The sequence below is a fragment of the Pseudomonas sp. SW-3 genome (genome assembly GCF_016615645.1).
GTDB classification, from domain to species: Bacteria; Pseudomonadota; Gammaproteobacteria; order Pseudomonadales; family Pseudomonadaceae; genus Aquipseudomonas; species Aquipseudomonas mandelii.
This window is the reverse complement of the sequence record NZ_CP067098.1, coordinates 543,160-562,032: the sequence shown is the minus strand read 5'-3', so window position 1 is coordinate 562,032 and position 18,873 is coordinate 543,160. Positions and strand designations below refer to the sequence as shown.

Genomic DNA, 18,873 nt, shown 5'->3' with positions numbered 1-18,873 from the left:
ATGGCGCAATTACCGGATTGTTGCCGTGCTTGGCGACAATTACACTCGCCAAGCCATGCTGCGCCTTGACGCTGTATGGGCCGCGCCGTAGCCTTGGCGCTCAAATTATCAGCGTAATTTTAGGGATGGCCTCATGCTGCGCAACCTATCACTGGCCCTTGCCGTGTCTTGTGCGTCCAATGGAATGGCCTGGGCAGCAGAAGCGCCCTTATCGACCAAAACCGATCTGGTCAGCGTCTACCAGGAAGCGGTGGACAACAACGCCGACCTGGCTGCCGCCCGCGCCCAATACGGTGCCCAGAAAGAAGTGGTGCCCCAGGCCCGCGCCGGGCTGCTGCCCAATCTCTCGGGCGGCGCCGAGCTCGCCAACGTGCGCACCGCGATCGATCAGCCTTCGGCCACCGCCAACCGTAACGCTCATTCCTATCAAGCGACGTTGGCACAACCGCTGTTCCGTGCCGATCGCTGGTTCCAGTTCCAGGCCGCCAAGGACGTCAACGAACAGGCCGCGCTGCAACTCTCGGCAACTGAACAGAACCTGATCCTGCAGACAGCCGAAAGCTACTTCAACGTTCTGCGCACCCAGGACAACCTGGCCTCGACCAAGGCCGAGGAAGCGGCGTTCAAACGCCAGCTCGACCAGTCCAACGAGCGCTTCGATGTCGGCCTGTCGGACAAGACCGACGTGCTGCAGTCGCAAGCCAGCTACGACACGGCACGGGCCAACCGGATCCTCGCCCAGCGCCAGGTGGATGATGCGTTCGAAGCGTTGATCACCCTGACCAACCGCCAATACAACTCGATCCAGGGCATTGTCCACACACTGCCGATCCTGCCGCCATCACCGAATGATGCCAAGGCCTGGGTCGATACCGCGGCGAAGCAGAACCTTAATTTGCTGGCCAGCAATTACGCCGTCAGTGCTGCCGAAGAAACACTCAAGCAGCGCAAGGCGGGTCATGCACCGACCCTCGATGCCGTGGCGAAGTACGAAAAAGGTGATAACGACGCCTTGGGCTTCGGCAACCCGAACGCCTTTGGCCAGCCGTATGGCGGCAACGTCGAACAAACGACGGTGGGCCTGCAAGTGAACATCCCGATCTACAGTGGCGGCCTGATCAACTCCCAGGTGCGCCAATCGTATGCGCAACTGGACCAGTCCGAGCAGCAACGTGAATCCCTGCGCCGGCAAATCGTGGAAAGCACCCGCAACCTGCACCGGGCGGTGAACACCGACGTCGAGCAGGTGCAGGCACGCAAACAGTCGATCATCTCCAACCAGAGTGCGGTGGAAGCGACTGAAATCGGTTATCAGGTCGGCACGCGAAATATCGTTGACGTGCTGGATGCCCAGCGTCAGCTGTACACCTCGGTGCGCAACTACAACAACACCCGCTACGACTACATCCTCGACAACCTGCGTTTGAAGCAGGCTGCCGGCACGTTGAACCCGGGGGATTTGCAGGACCTGGCGCGTTATCTCAAGGCCGACTACAACCCGGACAAGGACTTCCTGCCACCGGATCTGGCGAAGGCTGCGGCGGCGCAGTTGAAGGCAAATCCAACGCAGTAAAAACCGGTTCTGTGGCGAGGGAGCTTGCTCCCGCTGGGCTGCGAAGCGGCCCCAACTCCTGCAACTCGCAGTTTCCTGACACACCGAGAAAGCCGGACTGACGACTGCTTCGCAGCCGAACGGGAGCAAGCTCCCTCGCCACAGGTATCAAGTCAAGTCGATCAACCGCCCCAACCCATCCAGTAGCCGCTGCAACGCGCCTTGATTGGTGCGCATCACTTTCAACCCAGCCTCCGCCATTCGCTGCGCATCGCGCGGCAATTCGAACAGCCGCTGCACCGCCAGCGCCAGGCCTTCGGCATCCTCCACTTCCTGCAACGCCCCGGCGCTGCGCAATTGTGCGGCGATTTCGAGGAAGTTGAACAGGTGCGGGCCGCACAGCACCGGTTTGGCCAGCGCCGCCGGTTCCAGCAGGTTATGCCCGCCGTTCGGCACCAGGCTGCCGCCGACAAACGCGCTGTCCGCCAAGGCATAAAGAAACAGCAACTCACCCATGGTGTCGCCCAGCAACACCGACGTATTAGCCGTGACCGGCTCGCCGGAGGAACGACGCACCGTGGCGAATCCCTGCTGCTGGCACAAGGCGAACACTGAGTTGAAACGCTCTGGATGACGCGGCACCAGAATCAGCAACGCATCGGGATGATTGGCCAGCAACTGACGATGGGCCGCCAGCACCACTTCGTCTTCTCCTTCGTGAGTACTCGCGGCGATCCACACCGGGCGTTCCTGCGCCTGCCATTGCGCGCGCAATTCGGTGGCGCGCAGAAGCAATTGCGGATCGATGGTCAGGTCAAACTTGATCGAGCCGGTCACTTCGACAGTGTCCGCACGCGCACCCAGGTTAAGGAAGCGCTGAGCTTCGGCTTCGGTCTGCACCGCGAACAGGCTCATCTCGGCGAGCATCGGCTGGGTGAGTTTCCGGAAGCGGCCATAGCCCTTGGCCGAACGTTCGGACAATCGCGCATTGGCCAACGCCACCGCAATCCCGCGCTTGGCGCACTGATGGATGTGGTTCGGCCAGAGTTCGGTCTCCATGATTACCGCCAGTTTCGGCTGGACCCGATCGAGAAACCGTGCTGCCGCGCACGGCAAGTCGTAAGGCAAATAGCAGTGCTGGATGCGCGGCTCGTTGGCAAACAGGGCATGGATGCGCTCCGAACCGGTCGGGGTCATGCAGGTCACGGTAATCGGCAGCTGTGGATAACGTTGCAGCAGGGCGCGAATCATCGGCGCTGCGGCAATGCTCTCGCCCACGGACACCGCGTGCACCCAGATGCCGCCCGGCTTCATCGTCGGCAGGCCGAGGGAGAAGCGTTCGCCAATGCGTTTGGCATACGCCGGCGCCTTGCGCGAACGCAGCCACAGCCGAATCGCTACCAATGGCAGCCCCAAGTAAAACAGCGCGGTGTAGAGAGTTCTATTCATGGCGGCGGAGTTTATCGTTTTTTTCGCCGATCGCCCGCAAATGCACGGCAAAACGTTCTGCCAGCCAACGAGCCGCCGGGCCGAGGGGTTCATCGCGGCGCCAGACCAGCTCAACAACCAGCGCCGGCGGGGTCCATTCGCTGTCCAGTTCGACCATCAGGTCCTGATACGCCGGGTACTGCACCACGTGCCGTGGCAGCCAGGCCCAGCCGAGGCCGCGCACCAGCCATTCGGCCATCACATAGAAGCTGTCGGCCCGCCAGACCTGCGGGCTGGCCGGCTCACTGCCGGGATAGATACTGGACTGGGTGGACATCAGCAACTGACGGTGCTGCGCCAGTTGCTGACAATCAACCTGCGCCTGTTTCGCCAATGGATGACCGACGCCGCATACGGTGAGCATTTCGACGCTGCCGAGCACCCGGCGCTCAAGCGCTTCGGGGATCTGGTCGTGATAAAACAACAGTCCCAGATCGGCCCGACGCTCGACCAGTTTGCGCGCCACATCACCTTGAGCGGCACTGGTCAGCTGCACTTCAAGGCTGGGAAATTTGTCGGCCAGGGCTGCAAAGCTTTCGATGATCGGCTGATAGGGCATCGCCTCATCCTGAGCCACGCGCAAACGCGCTTCCTGTCCGCGCATCATCGCCAGCGCCCGGCCGTTCAGGCGCTCGCACTGACGCAAGACTTCCCGCGCCTCCTCCAGCAAGGCATTGCCGGCCTCGGTGAGTTTCGGCTGCCGGCCGCTGCTGCGGTCGAACAGGCTGACGCCGAGGTCTTCCTCCAGCAGCGCAATCGAACTGCTGACCGCCGACTGCGCCTTGCGCTGAACCCGTGCTACGGCAGAAAACGAACGCTGCTCCGCTACGCTGACAAACAGGCGCAGCTGCTCCAGATTCCATTGCATGCTCATGAGTCAACCCATCTTCAGAACAGATAGGTAATGACTTTACCGCATCTGGAGAATCTCTAGAATGCCGAACTCAGACAGCAACACTTCACACGAGGATGCACCTATGACCGCTTACTACTACCTGGCCATTGCCATCTGCGCCGAAGTGATCGCGACCGTTTCAATGAAAGCCGTCAAAGGCTTCAGCACCCCGCTGCCGCTGATTCTGGTGATTGTCGGTTACGGCATTGCCTTCTGGATGCTGACCTTGGTGGTGCGCAGCGTTCCGGTGGGCGTCGCTTATGCGGTGTGGGCCGGTTTGGGCATCGTGATGGTCAGCATCGCGGCGCTGTTTATCTACGGGCAGAAACTGGATGTACCGGCGATGCTGGGGATGGCGTTGATCGTATTGGGCGTCGTCGTCATCCAGCTCTTCTCCAAAACCGCTGGCCACTGACTGTCACCCCAATCCCCTGTGGCGAGGGAGCTTGCTCCCGCTCGGCTGCGAAGCAGTCGTAAATAGCCTGATGCGGTTTATCTGAATAACCGCATCGTTAGATTTGGGGGCCGCTTCGCGACCCAACGGGAGCAAGCTCCCTCGCCACAGGTCCTGCGTATAGCCTCTGTTGATCAGCAATAAAACCTCCAATCTTCGAGTCTGTATACTGCGCCCTCGTCTTGAACACTGAGGTCGCTGCATGCCATCCGTTATTTCCACCGACGTTCTGATTGTCGGCGCTGGTGTCGCCGGCCTCTGGCTGAATGCGCGCCTGCGCCGCCAGGGTTTTTCGACCGTGCTGGTGGAAAGCGCCAGCCTCGGCGGCGGGCAGAGTGTGAAGTCCCAGGGCATCATCCACGGCGGCGCCAAGTACGCGCTGCATGGCGCCCTGACCGGTGCCTCGGAAGCCATCGCCGACATGCCACGCCGCTGGCGTGAAGCCCTTGCCGGCGACGGCGAGCTGGATCTGACCGGCGTGCGCTTGCTGTCCGAAGCCCATTACCTCTGGTCCCCTGGCACCCTCGCTGGCAACCTCACCAGTTTCTTCGCCAGCAAAGCCGTGCGTGGCCGTGTCGATCAGGTCAAGGGCGACCAACTGCCGCCGGCCCTGCAAGACAAGCGCTTCAAGGGCAAGGTTTACCGATTGGCGGAACTGGTCATCGACGTGCCAAGCCTGATTCAGCGCCTGGCCGACTTGGCCGGTGATGGCCTGCTCGCCGGTCAGAAGATCGAACCGTTGCTGGAGGCCGGGGTTCTGGTGGGCCTGAAGGTCGACGGACGTGAGATCCGCGCCCAGCGCATCGTGCTCAGCGCCGGTGCCGGCACAGCGGCGTTGCTCGACGCCCTGGGGCTGAGCCAGCCCGCCATGCAACGCCGGCCGTTGCACATGATCATCGCCAAAGGCCCGAGCCTCAAACCGCTGTATGCGCACTGCCTGGGCGGCGGCACCAAACCGCGCCTGACCGTGACCACCCATCCTGCCGCCGATGGCCAATGGGTCTGGTACATGGGCGGCGATATCGCTGAAGCCGAAGGGGTTGCCCGTGAACCCGCCGAGCAAATCGCCACAGCGCAGAAAGAACTCGGCCAGTTGCTGCCATGGATCGACCTGAGCACCGCGCAATGGGCCACCTTGCGTGTGGATCGCGCCGAACCGCTGCAATCGGGACTGACGCGCCCAGACAATGCCTTCCTTGCCGAAGAAGGCCGGCTGCTGGTCGGTTGGCCGACCAAACTGGCACTGGCGCCGGACTTCGCCGACCGGGTCATCGCGTCTTTACAGCGTGACGGCATCCAGCCAAGCCATCCAGCGCCGCTGCCCGACTTGCCAAAACCACCGATTTGCGTTCCAGCCTGGGAGCAACTGCTGCCATGAGCATAAAGACCCTGCACGACCTGCACCGCCCCCTGGGCAGCACTGGCCTGATGGTTTCGCCCCTGGGCCTGGGCACGGTAAAACTGGGCCGCGACCAAGGCGTCAAATACCCCAACGGTTTCCAGATTCCCGGCGATGACGAAGCGCGCATGCTGCTCAAACTCGCGCGCGATATGGGCATCAACCTGATCGACACCGCCCCGGCTTATGGCTGCAGTGAAGAGCGCCTCGGCCCGCTGTTGCGTGGTCAGCGTGAGGACTGGGTAATCGTCAGCAAGGTCGGCGAAGAATTTGCCGACGGCCAGTCGAGTCACGACTTCAGCGCCGCCCATACTCGACGTTCAGTGGAGCGCAGCCTGCAACGCCTGGAAACAGATGTTATCGATCTGGTGCTGGTGCACTCCGACGGCAACGACCTGGCAATTCTCAACGACAGCGAGGTCTACGCGACCCTCGCCGCGCTCAAGGCCGAAGGCAAGATTCGCGGCTTCGGTTTTTCCGGCAAAACCGTCGAAGGGGGTTTGAAGGCTCTGGAACAGGGTGATTGCGCCATGGTCACCTACAATCTGAACGAACAGAGCGAGAAGCCGGTCATTGACTATGCTGCTGCTCACGGCAAAGCCATTCTGGTCAAAAAAGCCCTCGCCAGCGGTCACGTCTGCCTGAGTCCGGGCGTGGACCCGGTGCGCGCCAGCTTCGAGTTGTTGTTTGAACATCCGGGTGTTGCCAGTGCTATTGTCGGGACCATCAATCCGCTGCACCTCGCCCACAACGTCGCGACCGTTGCCCAGGTCCTACGTAGAAACTGATGCCGCCCACGCGGCCTTAAGCAGGAGCCGACATGCCGCGCACGCTCATAAGAAAGAACCCGAGCAACTTCAAGACCCTGCCGTTGTACGTCGAAGCGACTCCCGAAGGCTTGAGCTATCAGAGCGTCGGGATGCCGCTCAATTTCTCCCAGACCCTGCAACGTCGCCGCCCGGTGACGGTGCCCGACACTGAGCGCTTCGCGCTGGAACTGGCCAACCTTGGGGTCTCGGTGCGCCTGACCCTGCATTGGCAGAATCGCGATTACTGGGTCTTGGTGCGTCAACGCCGGCAAGACCGCGGCGATGTGGTGCTCAAGTTAATCTCCGGTTACGTGCCAGCCCACGAGCTGAACCTGCCACTGCATACGGCGATCCAGGAGATCGCCGAAGAGTGCCTGCTGGAAACCCCGGAAGGCTGGCTCGGTGGACGCTTCAATGACACCTGGCTGCCGGCGCCCTACTCCTCGGCGCTGCATTATCGCGAGGCATTACCCTTTCGCCTGACGCCGTTGTCCGGCTCCGCACGGCCCGTGCGTTGTGCCAAGATGCAGTTGATCGAACGTCCGCGGGCTTACGTGCATTTGCCGACGGCTTCGCTGCAATTGATTTATGACTTGCGCCTGGACGTACCCAAGGAAGCCAAGTCCCTGAGCCTGTTTCATGTCGATGAGCGACTGGAGGGCGATCAGCTGGTGGCCCGGCTCGATCGCAAGCGCCCCGATTTGTATTTGATGCCGCTGCAGGACGGCCAGCCGATGGCCGAGCTGTATACCTTGAAAAAGGATCAGCTGTACCCGGCGAGTACGCGCGGGCTGTACCTGGCAGAGAGTTTTGCCCAGCAGGAAGGCTGGCTGGTGCGCGATGAGCGGATTCGCTGGAAGGATTGGGTACGGCAGCAGGGGTTGAGCCCGCCGGGGAAGGATTCGGGTCTGGCCCGGTTACGCGGGAAGGCGAAGCAATTGCTGAAGAAGATTGTGCCGCGTAAGGCAGTGCGATAGGAACAAGAGTGCTTGTGTGGCGAGGGAGCTTGCTCCCGCTCGGCTACGCAGTAGCCGCACCGGCTAACGAGTATTCCCTGAAATCACGCGGTGTATGGTTTTGGGGCCGCTTCGCAGCCCAGCGGGAGCAAGCTCCCTCACCACAGTGACCGCGTCGTCTTCAGTTATTGCGGATTTTTTCGACTATTGCGGTAGTCGAACTGTTTGCCACCAGCCCCAGTACTTTCACGGTTCCGCCGTAAGCGGTCACGATGTCCGCGCCGACCACCTGGTCGATCCCGTAATCCCCGCCCTTGACCAACACGTCCGGCTTGACCTCGCGCAGCAGGTTTTCAGGGGTGCCTTCAGGGAAGCTGATCACCCAATCCACGGCGCCCAGACCGGCCAGTACGGCCATGCGACGGTCGACGCTATTGATCGGACGACCCGGCCCTTTCAGGCGGCTGACCGAGGCATCGTCGTTGACCGCAACGATCAGACGATCGCCTTGGGCGCGTGCCTGCTCGAGGTAGGTCACGTGGCCGGCGTGCAGGATGTCGAAGCAGCCGTTGGTGAAAACAATCTTCTCTTTATGTGCTCGCGCATCGTCGACCGCCAGCAGCAACTGCTCAAGGCCCAGCACACCGCGCTCGGAACCTTCTTCGCGCTGGATGGCACGACGCAGTTCCGGGGCACTGATCGCCGCCGTACCGAGCTTGCCGACAACGATGCCCGCCGCCAGATTGGCCAGGGCCACCGCATGTGGCAGCTCTTCGCCTGCAGCAATCGCGGCCGCCAGCGTGGAAATCACCGTGTCGCCGGCACCGGTCACGTCGAACACTTCACGCGCACGAGCCGGCAGGTGCAGCGCCGGATGGTCCGGGCGCAACAAGGTCATGCCGTGCTCGCCACGGGTCACCAGCAACGCGCCGAGGTCCAGGTCGTGCATCAACTGCGCGCCCTTGCTGACCAGCTCGTGCTCATCGGCGCAACCGCCGACGATGGTTTCGAATTCGCTGAGGTTCGGCGTGATCAAACTCGCGCCACGGTAGATCGAGAAGTCCTTGCCCTTGGGATCGGCCAATACCGGAATGCCACGGGCACGGGCGGCCTGGATCAGCACCTGATGGTTTTTCAGTGCGCCTTTGCCGTAGTCGGACAGCACCAGCACCTTGATGCCTTCGAGCAGTTCGTCGACCTGCTCGCCCAGCGCCAGGGCGTCGGTGGCGAAGGGTTCTTCGAAGTCGATACGCAGCAATTGCTGGTGACGGCTCATGACCCGCAGCTTGACGATGGTCGGCTGGTGCGCAATGCGCTGGAACAATGCCCGCACGCCAGCGCCCTTGAGGCTATTGGCCAGGCTGTCGGCAGCTTCATCGTCGCCGGTCACGCCGACCAGCGAGGCCGGTGCGCCGAGGGCGGCAATGTTCAACGCAACGTTGGCGGCACCGCCCGGGCGGTCCTCGATTTGCTCGACCTTGACTACCGGCACCGGCGCCTCAGGGGAAATCCGTGAGGTACCACCATGCCAGTAACGGTCGAGCATGACATCGCCGACCACCAAGACAGGGGCTTGATCGAATCGCGGCATGGACAACTTCATGGAGCAACCCACATACAAAATGAACAGGGGCGCGATATTACCACAGGGTTGGCGCAGGCTTGCGCGACGGCTGCAACGGGATGATTCGACAGGCAAATCTGATCATTTATTGAGCAGAAATACTGATAACTGATACAAATCACCGGGCGCATTGCACGCCCGGTGAACAAGGGTCAGGCGATGTCTTCCGCCGGGGCGTCGAGGCCCATGGCATTCAGTCGGGCGTAGTAGCCATTGTGCGCCAGGAGTTCGGCATGGGTGCCGCGCTCGACGATCCGGCCCTGGTCCATGACCAGAATCAGGTCCGCCTTCTCGATGGTCGACAAGCGGTGAGCGATCACCAGGGTGGTCCGGCCTTTCATGACCTGGTCCAGTGCCGCCTGAATATGCCGCTCGGACTCGGTATCGAGGGCCGAAGTGGCTTCGTCGAGAATCAGCAACGGAGCGTTCTTCAACAACGCACGGGCAATCGCCAGGCGCTGGCGCTGACCGCCGGACAGCAACACGCCGTTCTCGCCGACCTGAGTGTCCAGGCCTTCGGGCAACTGCGCGATAAAGTCCATCGCATAGGCGTCTCTTGCCGCTTTTTCGATGTCTTCACGGGGCGCCCCCGCCAGATCGCCATAGGCAATGTTGTTGGCCACGGTGTCGCTGAACAGGGTCACGTGCTGGGTCACCTGGGCGATGTGCTTGCGCAGGTTCAGCAATTTGTACTGCTCCACTTCAACGCCATCGATCAGGATCTCGCCTTTGTCGTGGTGATAGAAACGCGGAATCAGGTTGGCCAGGGTCGACTTGCCGCTGCCCGAACGCCCGACCAGTGCCACCATTTGCCCCGGCTCGACCGAGAAACTGATGTCGTCGAGTACCTGGCGATCGGTGTCCGGATAAGTGAAGCTCAAGTGGCGCACGTCCAGACGACCGCTGACGGCATCACGCTCGACCGTGCCGGTATCGATTTCCGGCGCGACGTCCAGCTGCTCGAAGATGCTCTCGGCACCAGCCACACCTTTCTGGATGGTCGAGCTGACTTCGGACAATTGACGGATCGGCTTGGGAAGCAGGCCGGCCAGGGTGATGTAGGCGACCATGTCACCGGCCGACGCATCGCCGCGCAGGTACAGCACCAGGAACATCAGCACCGCCATGGCGCTGTAGATCACCAGTTGCAGCAACGGCGTATAGATGGCGCCGGTACGGGTCATGCGCAGTTGTTTGTCAGTATTGCCCTGGCTGGCCTCGTAAAAGCGCTTTTCTTCGTAGACTTCGCCGCCGAAGCTGCGCACCACGCGATAGCCCTGGATGGTTTCCGAAGCCACATGCGTCACGTCGCCCATGGCCAACTGGATTTTCTTGCTTTGCTTGCGGAATTTCTTGCTTGCTGTGCGCACCATCACCGCGATCAACGGCAGGATCGCAACCATCACCAGCGTCAGCTTCCAGTTCATGAACAGCAGCGAGGCGAACAGGAAGATGACCGTCATGCCTTCTCGGATTACGACCTTGATCGCATCTGTTGCCGCCCCGGTGACCATCGTCACGTTGAAGGTGATACGTGAAATCAGATGACCCGAGTTATGCTTGTCGAAATACCGATTGGGCAAAACCAGCAGGTTATTAAACAACTGCACACGTAAATCATGGACCAGCCCGAGGGAAACCTTGGCCAGAAAGTAGTTGCCCAGATAAGATCCCAGCCCCTGCCATGCGGCGATCAGGATGATCAGCAACGGCACCGCCTGCAGCAGTTGCAGGTCTCGCAGGTAAGGCACGGTTGGAAACAGCACTGCCTCGGGGTTGGACAGGCCGTCGACGAAGTACTTTAGGATGTAGCCGAGCATTGGCTGCGTCGAAGCGAAAATCAGAAAACCGACGATGCTGATCAGAAACAGGCTGATATACGGCCGGACATAGCCGAGCAGGCGGAAGTAGATTTTCAAGCTCGAAGGGCTTGCGGAGAGACTGGAGTCGGTCATATCACGCGAATGTCGATAAAAAGGACGCTGACTTTAGCACAGCTTCCTCAGGGTTCTGGCAATCGCATAAAGGCTGTTATTGTTACGCGTCAGATTAAGCATCAAATAGCCATCGCTCCAAAATGGCCGATCAACTTCAGGATTGAATCTCTCAGCATGCAACTCAGCGGTTTCAATAGCGTATCCAATCGAGTCTTCGATTTCATTTGCCTCTGGATTCTTCCGGTCGGCTACTTTTTGCTTTTGTGCGCGCTGTTTTTCCTGCCGGGACGAAGTCTGCATCACAAGCTTTTTTATGGCCTGTTCAGCATTCCAGCGCTGATTGCCCTTTGCTTGCGGCCCCGTGAATTCAAGGAATTGCTGCGCGAACCGATCTTCGTCGCAGTGCTGGTGTTCGCAGCCTGGGCGCTGGTGAGTTTGTGCTGGGGTCCTGAAAACAAAAGCATCGGTCAGTTCAAGCCGCCACTGCATACATTGTTGTTGTTTGCAGGCTGTTACTTGCTGGTGCGTTATCGCAGTGAAATCGTTCAGCCGCTGTTGTTCAGCGCCTCGATGGTCGCCCTGATCGGCACGGCTTACTACTTATGCCTCTTTGCTCGAGTCTACGAGCCCGGGCTGCGGCTGATAGGTGGCGGCGCGTTCGACAATCCTTTGCTCAGTTCTCACATCTTCGGCTTTTTTTGCGCGTACTGGCTGAGTTTGAGCATGACCTGCAAGCGCCGGAAAGTGCTCTGGCTGAGCATCCCGGCGATGGCCATCATGTTCGCTGCGGTGCTTGAAACGGGGTCAAGAACGCCTCTGGTTGCACTGACGTTGGCGTCACTGTGGCTGAGTTTCATTTGTTGGGGTCGCAGGTCCGTGGTCTTGCTCGGCGCGCTGCTCATCAGTGGGGCAACGGTGACCGTACTGTTCTCGCAGATGATCATCGAACGCGGCGACTCCTATCGCTTTGAAATCTGGCAGTTGGCCCTGAACAAAATTGCTGATCACCCGTGGATCGGGCATGGCTATAACGCGGACCTGGCCATCGACCCTGGGGTTGGTACGAATTTTCAGGAGCCTCACAGCTTTGTATTGGGCGTGCTCTATTACGTCGGCATTCTCGGCCTTCTGCCGTGGTTGTTCTTTCAAGCCTGGGGTTTGCTGAACAGCTGGCGCCATCGCGTGCAACCGCTGTTCATCATTGCGTCCACCTGGCTGGTATTCGGCATCGGCGCGGGTTTGACCGAAGGTGGCGGGATCATTTCCCGACCGAAGGAACACTGGTTCCTGCTGTGGATTCCGTTGGCGCTGATCGCTGCGCTGAGCATTAACCAGCGCGCCAAACGTTTATTGGCGATGCCGGTCAAGTCACTGAAATCGACCGTCATGCAAACGATGACTGCCAATGCGCAGGTGATTGAAGAAGATGGTCTGGGCCCCAAAGTGCTGCGTCTGGTCGATGGCAGCTTCCTCAAGCTGTTCCGGCGCCGCCGCTGGTACACCTCGGGTAACTTCAACCCCTATTCCGAACGCTTTGCGGTCAACAGTGAGCAATTGCGCAACCTCGGCATTCCCACCCCGCAAATCCTTGACCTGTATCGGCTCGACGATGGCAGCAGCGCCGTGCACTACTCGCCACTGCCGGGCAATACGTTGCGTCAGGTGCTGCAAGGCATTACCGCACCGGCGGTACGTCAGGCGCTGGTGGAGCGGTTCGGCAAGTTCATGGCGCAACTGCATGAACAGGGCGTCTATTTCCGCTCGCTGCATCTGGGTAACGTGCTGGTGTTGGAAGATGGCGAGTTCGGCCTGATCGATGTCGCCGACATGCGCATCTATCCTTCGTCGCTGAGCCTGTCCCTGCGTCAGCGTAATCTGCGCCATATGCAGCGCTACACGGTGGATAAGCGCTGGCTGTTTGAAGACCATTTCGAAGCACTGCTCCAGGGATACGCCATGATGGCGTCGAAATCCGCTGTCGATAACCTGCACAGGCAAGTGCTGGCCGGGAGTTCCCCGGCTCGGACTCAATGATGACTGAAACCAATCCGTTCATTGCGCTGGTAGCCTACCTGCTGGCCATCGTGACCGCCGCCCTGTTGTTGCGCGCCGTTCCGAAAATCACCCGTCACCTGGAGCATTCCGGCGAAAGCCGCTATGCCAGCATCGACGGACTACGCGGCTATCTGGCGTTTGGTGTGTTCGTGCACCATTCGGTCATCACCTGGATCTTCCTGCGCACCGGCGTTATCGAATTTCCGCCAAGCAACTTCTACTCGCAGCTGGGCCAGGGAAGCGTCGCGCTGTTTTTCATGATCACCGGTTTTCTGTTCTGGAACCGATTGCTCACTCAGGGACGTCAACACGACTGGCTGGCCTTCGCAGTCTCTCGGGTGTTTCGCCTCTACCCGTTGTACCTGCCGTTGATGCTGATTGTATTTGTCACGGTGTTCTATCTGCAGAACTGGGAACTCAAGGACCCCGGCATCCGACTGGCCAGACAGATACTGGCCTGGCTGACGTTCGACCGACCGGACGTCAACCAGTACCACCAAACCGGCATGCTGATCTCCAACGTCACCTGGACCCTGGGCTACGAGGTGTTTTTCTATCTGGCGCTGCCATTGGCCGGCATGGTCTTCATTTATCGCGGCAGCTGGCTGCAAGTGGTGCTGTGCCTGATCGGCATTTACGCTCTGTACCAATTGGTCGGGTGGGAGCACTCACTGAAGAAGCACTTTCTGGCGAGTTTCCTGGGCGGCATTGGTGCGGCGTACTGGATACGCCGCCCACACTTGATGGCCTGGGGTCAGACGCGACAGGCGGGGATTATCGCGTTGCTGGCGCTGGCGATTGCCTTTACGGCATTCAACCGCGCGTTCAACCTGCTGCCACTGCTGCTGCTTTCCCTGTTTTTTGTCATCGTGGCCTCTGGAAACACCCTGTTCGGCGCTCTCAAGCCGCGCAGCATCCGCTGGCTCGGGGAAATCAGCTACAGCACCTATTTGCTGCACGGGTTCGTGCTTTGGGTGATGGTGCAACGCCTGCCGCTCGTGATGGACCTGGACGCTCGTGACACCTGGACCTATCTGTCGCTGCTGGCCGTATGCACGTGCCTGCTGATTGTCATCAGTAGCCTGACGTTCTTGTACATAGAAAAGCCAGGCATGTCGGCCGGCCGCAAACTCTTGCAGTGGCTGCGCCAAGGCAAAAAGGCCGAAAAGAGCCTAACGGAGAAGGTCGCTCGCTGAAGCGATCAGCCCCCTTTCCAAAGCTGATAACGCATCCTCTGTAGCAGCTGGCACAACCGGACGCAGGTTTCGCCAGCTGCTGCACAGATCGCGATACGACCTTAGTCTTTTTTCCAACGGCGAGAAATACAGCCGCCCCAGACCGCGCCAGGTCTTCTTGTTCCAGGCCCTGAACGGGATCTGCGCCAGCAGCTCGCGGGCGAGCTTGCGGTCACGGTTGGCGGTCTTGAGGAACATAGAACTGAGGAACTTGTAACGCACCTCGTCGTACAGCGGATGATCGCTGAACAGCGCGTAGGAGCGCAGGATGTTGTCGACCATGAAGCGGTGGTTCTTATAGGAGTTGGTGGCGTGCTTGCGATAGCGCGCCATCAGCACATTCAGGCCATCGATAAAGTAACCGGCACGGGTCACCTTCAGCTCGATCAGCAAGTCTTCCAGTCGGATGTTCGGATCGAACCCACCCACCTTGTCCAGCGCTTCCCGGCGGATCATCAGGGTTGGCGCGGGCGGATAGGGTTTGCGCTCCAGGAACATGTCATCGAAATCCAGACGACGGAACGGCACATCACGGCGCTGACGCTTCTCGGGATACAGATTGCCGTCGGCGTCGATCAGCTCGATGTTGCCGGCGCAGATACCGACCTCGGGCTTGCCATCCATGTACGCCACCTGAGTCGCGATGCGCTCCGGCAGCATGATGTCGTCGGAACCGAATGGCACGATCAGGCTGCCCTTTGAACGGGCAATGGCGCCATTGAGCGTGTTGGTCAGCCCCTGGTTCTGCTGAACCTGGAAATCGAAACCGTACTGCGCCTGCAACACCTTGATCCGCTCGACGCTGTCATCCTTGGAGCCGTCGTCGACCACCAGCAGCTCGATGTTCTTATAGGTCTGGTTGAGGACGCTGAGAATGCTTTCCTCGATGTAGCGAGCGTGGTTGTACGACGCGATGATGACGGTTACGAGAGGTTGCGCGTCGCTCATGGTTGTTCCTTGCGGGCCTGTTCCAGGCCGGAGTCGATCAGGTTCAGGTATTCCTGGCGGAACACCTCGATGTCATGTTGTTCCTGGAGATAACGGAAGGACTGCTCGCCCTTGACCTTGAGCTCGTCATCCGACAGCCCGAGGTAGTTATCCAGTGCCGTGATCAGGCTCGGCACGTCTTTTGGCGTAATCGCCAACCCGCCGGCACCTTCGATCAGCGGCAGCATGGCCGGCACGTTGGAGGCGATCACCGGCAGATGCCCGCTCATGCCTTCGAGCAGCGCCAGTCCCAAGCCTTCAGCCAGGGACGGCATGGTCCAAATGTCGAACGCGCGAATGTACTGCAAGGCGATTTCCTTGAAGCCCAGCAGGTGCGCGCGACCGGTCAGGCCCAGGCTTTCGATTTCGGATTTCAGGCGCGACTCTTCGCGGCCGGCACCGATGATCGCCAACTGGGTATTGGGGTATTTGTCTTTGAGGGCAGCAAACGCCTGCAACAGATAGGTGTGACCCTTGACCGGCACCAGGCGACCCAGCGCCCCGATCAAGCGCACCGACGGATCGATGCCCAGCAGTTCACGGGCACGCTCGCGGCTGTGCTGCAAGCCTTCGGCCTGCTCGATGTCGATGGCGTTGGTAATGGCGTAGGTATTCTGGTCGGTGAAACCGCAGTCACAGTCCAACAGGTACTGCTTGACCGCCGGCGACACACCGACGAAACGCCAGTGACGATCGATCAGGCGCTGGGTCTGGCGACGCCGGTAAAACCGGTCGTACTCGCCAAATCCGTGGGAAATGCCGATGCACAGCGGGACCTTCAACCAGCGGTTGAGCGTCAGCATCATGTTTACCGGCTTGAAGCGGTTACAAATCACCACGTCGAATTTTTCTGCGCGGCAAAACTTGTACAGCTGCCACATCGCCCGCAGGCGCATGCCCTTGAGGGACTTGTCGGAAAACTCGAAGTACACCGAACGGTCGGCCCGGCTCACAGCCTCGCCCGGCCCGGGTTTGCCACGCAGGAATGCCGCCGTGACTTCATAGCGATCACTCGGCAGCGCCTTGACGATCTGCTCCGCGAGGTCGGCAAAATCATGGGCTTTGACGTTGTAGTCAGGCTGCAATTGCAGAACCTTTGACCGTTGACTCATAACTCTCCCCGGTGAAAACCTGTCGCATCGATGACCCAGGCCGGTTCGGCGGCAATACGCCTGACCTCGGCTGGATCGGGTGGAGGTAACCGTGACCACTCGTTGCGTTTCCAGCAAACAAAATGGAAGTACGGAAACCGGCGATCGCCATCGCGATCATTACTCAAACAGCCATTACGCCAATACCAGCGTTGCGGAAAATCATCCGTGCCGTCGTGCCACTTGATACAGCCACCCGGCGTGCTGAACGCCTCGGTGAATTCGCTGCGCCGACGCCACGGATTGAACTTGCCCACCAAAGTGAACAAAGGCTCGGGGAAATTCTTGCGCCAGAGAAAGATCCGACTGAATGCGCCCTCGTCCAGCGCATGATGCTCCTGATCGGTGAAGCGCTTTCGCCAGTCCTTCATCTGCATGAACAACTCACGTTTGCGGGCGTTGTTGCGCATCAGGCAGAGATGCCCTGCTACCCGCCGCTCGTGAGTCGAGAACAGGTCATAACCGGCCAGACGATCAGGGGTGAAGTAACTTCGCAGGTCACCATACACCAGATCAATATCGCCGAACCCCCAGAAGTCATAGCCTTGCAAGCGGTCGGCATGAATATGCCCCAGCGCCGGCTTGATGTCGCAAAGCTTGTAAGCTGTATCCGGTGCAAAATCGATGCCCAGCCGTTTTGACACCAACCCGCAGTATTCGCTGAACGTCATGAACTCGACGGTGACGTTGGGTGGCAGGTTATCGGGCGTGCCGCAATCGCTGAACAGCAACCAGTCGATATCGGCATTGCGACGACAACTTTCCAGGAAAAACGGCATCCAGAACGGCCATTGGCCGAAATACGGAATCAGAAAAACAATGCGCGGGCGTGGGTTGATCACAGAAGAATCACTGCAGTGGTTTAAGACGCGGCCATGCTAGACAGCGAAGTGCTTCATTTCTGCTGTCGAGATGTTTCATCATGATTCAAAAGCCATAACAATTCATGACGTCTGACCGCCTTGCGAAAAAATTCGTTTTCGCCATAAAGGGGCGGCACTCTAAGGGCCAGCAGACGCTGTATCAACCGACGCAAACGTCGCTTGAACGGCATGGGCGGTTGCAGGTCATGCATCATGCCCAGTGCCATGGCTTTATCACGCTGAAGGTCCAGCGACAGCGGCAGGCAGCAAGGCTGCATCGGTGTGGTCGAGTCGAAGGCCGGCGGCAGCGCGATGCCATGCCCCGCATCGCCCATCGGCCAGCGATCGTTATCGTGCAGATGATTGGCGTAGCCGAGCAAGGTGGTCGGTTGCCATTCCAGGCCTCGCAAGGCTTCGAGGACCGCTTGCTGGGCACAGAGATGATCGGGATGCGGGTCGAGCGTCGGGTGCGGCAGCACGATCACTTCAGGGCGCGCGCGCAGTATCAGTTCACGCAGATCGGCCAGCAGGTTGTTCCAGGTCGGAGCACCGTCGACGTCGCCCGGCAGGGCAAATGGATTCAACTGGCGATACACGCGGGTGTCGCTCAATTCGGCTTCACGGGAACCCATCGGCTTCGCCGGTGCGGCCTGCATCGCAGCCAGTTGCAGGCAGAAATAACCCAGTTGCACGCAATGCGCTTCAGGCACGCCAGCCCAACGCGGCACAGCGATGCTGTCCCAGGCGCGCAAACGGCCCTTGAGCCGCGCCGCCTCGACCTTGTTCAGGCCGATCTGCTGATAATGCTCGGCTTCGATTTCACCGGCGGTGAGGGTCACGATCCAGGCTTCATCGGCCTGGCTGTATAAACCATAGGCGGCCAGTTCGGCGTCATCGGCATGAGGGGCGATCACCATTACGCGCTGGCAGCGGTAATCCGGTTGTTCCAGCGCCCACAGCACAGGCTCACCGAGCAAGCGGCAGAAGCGTCCGTGCAGGCGCAACTCGCCCCGCGACAATACTTGCGCCTGACCACTGAGGTTCAGGTAACGCAGGCCATTCACACCGCGCTCAAAGGTTTGCCGGTCCGGATTGTCGCCACCCAACAACTCGACCACCGGGTCGATAAAGCGCCCCAGCCACGTGCTTTTTACCCGCAGCGCCAACACCAGCGTTGCGTCGTCGACCAGCATCACGCCTTCGTCCAGGCGTAACCGCTCACCGTCCAGATGCACCTTGGGCTGCGGGGTGTAGGGCGGGAAGCTGTATTGGTAATCGTCTTTGGGCGAATAGAACAAATGGTCGGCGAACCATGCCTCGTGGGCAATCCAGCCCAGCACCGCGAGTACCAGCGGCAACCACCACGCCACCAGCACGCCGATGGCAATCAACAGCACCAGCGCGATCAACAGGCCGATGCGTTTGTTGCGCCGATGGCGCTTGAGCAGTTGCTGTTTGCGGCTCATGG

Annotated in this window: 15 protein-coding genes and 1 pseudogene; 7 read left to right on the top strand and 9 right to left on the bottom strand. The window is 60.0% G+C overall.

Annotation, left to right across the window (positions count from 1 at the left end; translation table 11 throughout):
- Nucleotides 1-133 precede the first annotated feature (133 nt).
- Complete coding sequence (locus JIO00_RS02450) at nucleotides 134-1,573, top strand: TolC family outer membrane protein (protein WP_083375188.1); 1,440 nt, start codon at nucleotides 134-136, stop codon at nucleotides 1,571-1,573.
- 147 nt (nucleotides 1,574-1,720) lie between these two features.
- Here JIO00_RS02450 and waaA read toward each other — a convergent pair whose 3' ends face one another.
- Complete coding sequence (gene waaA, locus JIO00_RS02445) at nucleotides 1,721-3,001, bottom strand: lipid IV(A) 3-deoxy-D-manno-octulosonic acid transferase (protein ID WP_010464254.1); 1,281 nt, start codon at nucleotides 2,999-3,001, stop codon at nucleotides 1,721-1,723.
- Nucleotides 2,994-3,914: a LysR family transcriptional regulator gene (locus tag JIO00_RS02440; protein ID WP_200667554.1), complete on the bottom strand. Its 921-nt coding sequence runs from the start codon at nucleotides 3,912-3,914 to the stop codon at nucleotides 2,994-2,996. Before JIO00_RS02440 ends, waaA begins: the two co-directional genes overlap by 8 nt.
- A gap of 103 nt (nucleotides 3,915-4,017) precedes the next feature.
- Here JIO00_RS02440 and JIO00_RS02435 point away from each other — a divergent pair, with 103 nt between their 5' ends.
- The 4 genes from JIO00_RS02435 to JIO00_RS02420 all read left to right on the top strand — a co-directional run bounded on the left by JIO00_RS02435 (nucleotide 4,018) and on the right by JIO00_RS02420 (nucleotide 7,574).
- Nucleotides 4,018-4,350: a DMT family transporter gene (locus JIO00_RS02435; protein WP_010464258.1), complete on the top strand. Its 333-nt coding sequence runs from the start codon at nucleotides 4,018-4,020 to the stop codon at nucleotides 4,348-4,350.
- A gap of 241 nt (nucleotides 4,351-4,591) precedes the next feature.
- The gene (locus tag JIO00_RS02430) at nucleotides 4,592-5,767 is read left to right on the top strand and encodes an NAD(P)/FAD-dependent oxidoreductase (protein WP_200667552.1); all 1,176 of its coding nucleotides are present in this window, start codon (nucleotides 4,592-4,594) and stop codon (nucleotides 5,765-5,767) included.
- Nucleotides 5,764-6,576: an aldo/keto reductase gene (locus JIO00_RS02425; protein ID WP_083375189.1), complete on the top strand. Its 813-nt coding sequence runs from the start codon at nucleotides 5,764-5,766 to the stop codon at nucleotides 6,574-6,576. Before JIO00_RS02430 ends, JIO00_RS02425 begins: the two co-directional genes overlap by 4 nt.
- 32 nt (nucleotides 6,577-6,608) lie before the next feature.
- Complete coding sequence (locus JIO00_RS02420) at nucleotides 6,609-7,574, top strand: metal ABC transporter ATPase (RefSeq protein ID WP_145310719.1); 966 nt, start codon at nucleotides 6,609-6,611, stop codon at nucleotides 7,572-7,574.
- Nucleotides 7,575-7,734: 160 nt separating this feature from the next.
- Here JIO00_RS02420 and hldE read toward each other — a convergent pair whose 3' ends face one another.
- The 3 genes from hldE to JIO00_RS29710 form a co-directional block, all read right to left on the bottom strand.
- Nucleotides 7,735-9,156: a bifunctional D-glycero-beta-D-manno-heptose-7-phosphate kinase/D-glycero-beta-D-manno-heptose 1-phosphate adenylyltransferase HldE gene (hldE, locus tag JIO00_RS02415; RefSeq protein ID WP_010464267.1), complete on the bottom strand. Its 1,422-nt coding sequence runs from the start codon at nucleotides 9,154-9,156 to the stop codon at nucleotides 7,735-7,737.
- Nucleotides 9,157-9,329: 173 nt separating this feature from the next.
- On the bottom strand, nucleotides 9,330-11,132 hold the full coding sequence (gene msbA, locus JIO00_RS02410) for a lipid A export permease/ATP-binding protein MsbA (RefSeq protein ID WP_083375191.1): 1,803 nt from the start codon (nucleotides 11,130-11,132) through the stop codon (nucleotides 9,330-9,332).
- Nucleotides 11,133-11,165: 33 nt separating this feature from the next.
- On the bottom strand, nucleotides 11,166-11,414 hold the full coding sequence (locus JIO00_RS29710) for a hypothetical protein (protein WP_224795494.1): 249 nt from the start codon (nucleotides 11,412-11,414) through the stop codon (nucleotides 11,166-11,168).
- 51 nt (nucleotides 11,415-11,465) lie between these two features.
- On the opposite strand from JIO00_RS29710, the gene JIO00_RS02405 reads away from it, so the two are divergent.
- The gene (locus JIO00_RS02405) at nucleotides 11,466-13,148 is read left to right on the top strand and encodes a bifunctional O-antigen ligase/aminoglycoside phosphotransferase family protein (protein ID WP_234452924.1); all 1,683 of its coding nucleotides are present in this window, start codon (nucleotides 11,466-11,468) and stop codon (nucleotides 13,146-13,148) included.
- Nucleotides 13,148-14,365: an acyltransferase family protein gene (locus tag JIO00_RS02400; RefSeq protein ID WP_200667548.1), complete on the top strand. Its 1,218-nt coding sequence runs from the start codon at nucleotides 13,148-13,150 to the stop codon at nucleotides 14,363-14,365. Before JIO00_RS02405 ends, JIO00_RS02400 begins: the two co-directional genes overlap by 1 nt.
- 108 nt (nucleotides 14,366-14,473) lie before the next feature.
- On the opposite strand, the pseudogene JIO00_RS02395 reads toward JIO00_RS02400, so the two are convergent.
- From JIO00_RS02395 to JIO00_RS02380, 4 genes and pseudogenes are all read right to left on the bottom strand, one after another.
- Nucleotides 14,474-15,352, bottom strand: a pseudogene (locus JIO00_RS02395) (glycosyltransferase); the annotation flags it as partial.
- Entirely contained in the window at nucleotides 15,349-16,503 is a 1,155-nt protein-coding gene (locus tag JIO00_RS02390) for a glycosyltransferase family 4 protein (protein ID WP_172792083.1), read from the bottom strand. The pseudogene JIO00_RS02395 and the gene JIO00_RS02390, both read right to left, overlap by 4 nt.
- Nucleotides 16,500-17,384: a DUF6625 family protein gene (locus JIO00_RS02385; RefSeq protein ID WP_010464281.1), complete on the bottom strand. Its 885-nt coding sequence runs from the start codon at nucleotides 17,382-17,384 to the stop codon at nucleotides 16,500-16,502. The genes JIO00_RS02390 and JIO00_RS02385 overlap by 4 nt, the downstream gene beginning before the upstream one ends.
- 53 nt (nucleotides 17,385-17,437) lie before the next feature.
- Entirely contained in the window at nucleotides 17,438-18,871 is a 1,434-nt protein-coding gene (locus JIO00_RS02380; RefSeq protein WP_200667546.1) for a PIG-L deacetylase family protein, read from the bottom strand.
- Nucleotides 18,872-18,873 lie beyond the last annotated feature (2 nt).

Coding starts and splice junctions, on each gene's coding strand:
- JIO00_RS02450 (WP_083375188.1), top strand. CDS start 134: ATGCTGCGCAACCTATCACTGGCCCTTGCCGTGTCTTGTGCGTCCAAT.
- waaA (WP_010464254.1), bottom strand. CDS start 3,001: ATGAATAGAACTCTCTACACCGCGCTGTTTTACTTGGGGCTGCCATTG.
- JIO00_RS02440 (WP_200667554.1), bottom strand. CDS start 3,914: ATGAGCATGCAATGGAATCTGGAGCAGCTGCGCCTGTTTGTCAGCGTA.
- JIO00_RS02435 (WP_010464258.1), top strand. CDS start 4,018: ATGACCGCTTACTACTACCTGGCCATTGCCATCTGCGCCGAAGTGATC.
- JIO00_RS02430 (WP_200667552.1), top strand. CDS start 4,592: ATGCCATCCGTTATTTCCACCGACGTTCTGATTGTCGGCGCTGGTGTC.
- JIO00_RS02425 (WP_083375189.1), top strand. CDS start 5,764: ATGAGCATAAAGACCCTGCACGACCTGCACCGCCCCCTGGGCAGCACT.
- JIO00_RS02420 (WP_145310719.1), top strand. CDS start 6,609: ATGCCGCGCACGCTCATAAGAAAGAACCCGAGCAACTTCAAGACCCTG.
- hldE (WP_010464267.1), bottom strand. CDS start 9,156: ATGAAGTTGTCCATGCCGCGATTCGATCAAGCCCCTGTCTTGGTGGTC.
- msbA (WP_083375191.1), bottom strand. CDS start 11,132: ATGACCGACTCCAGTCTCTCCGCAAGCCCTTCGAGCTTGAAAATCTAC.
- JIO00_RS29710 (WP_224795494.1), bottom strand. CDS start 11,414: ATGCAGACTTCGTCCCGGCAGGAAAAACAGCGCGCACAAAAGCAAAAA.
- JIO00_RS02400 (WP_200667548.1), top strand. CDS start 13,148: ATGACTGAAACCAATCCGTTCATTGCGCTGGTAGCCTACCTGCTGGCC.
- JIO00_RS02390 (WP_172792083.1), bottom strand. CDS start 16,503: ATGAGTCAACGGTCAAAGGTTCTGCAATTGCAGCCTGACTACAACGTC.
- JIO00_RS02380 (WP_200667546.1), bottom strand. CDS start 18,871: ATGAGCCGCAAACAGCAACTGCTCAAGCGCCATCGGCGCAACAAACGC.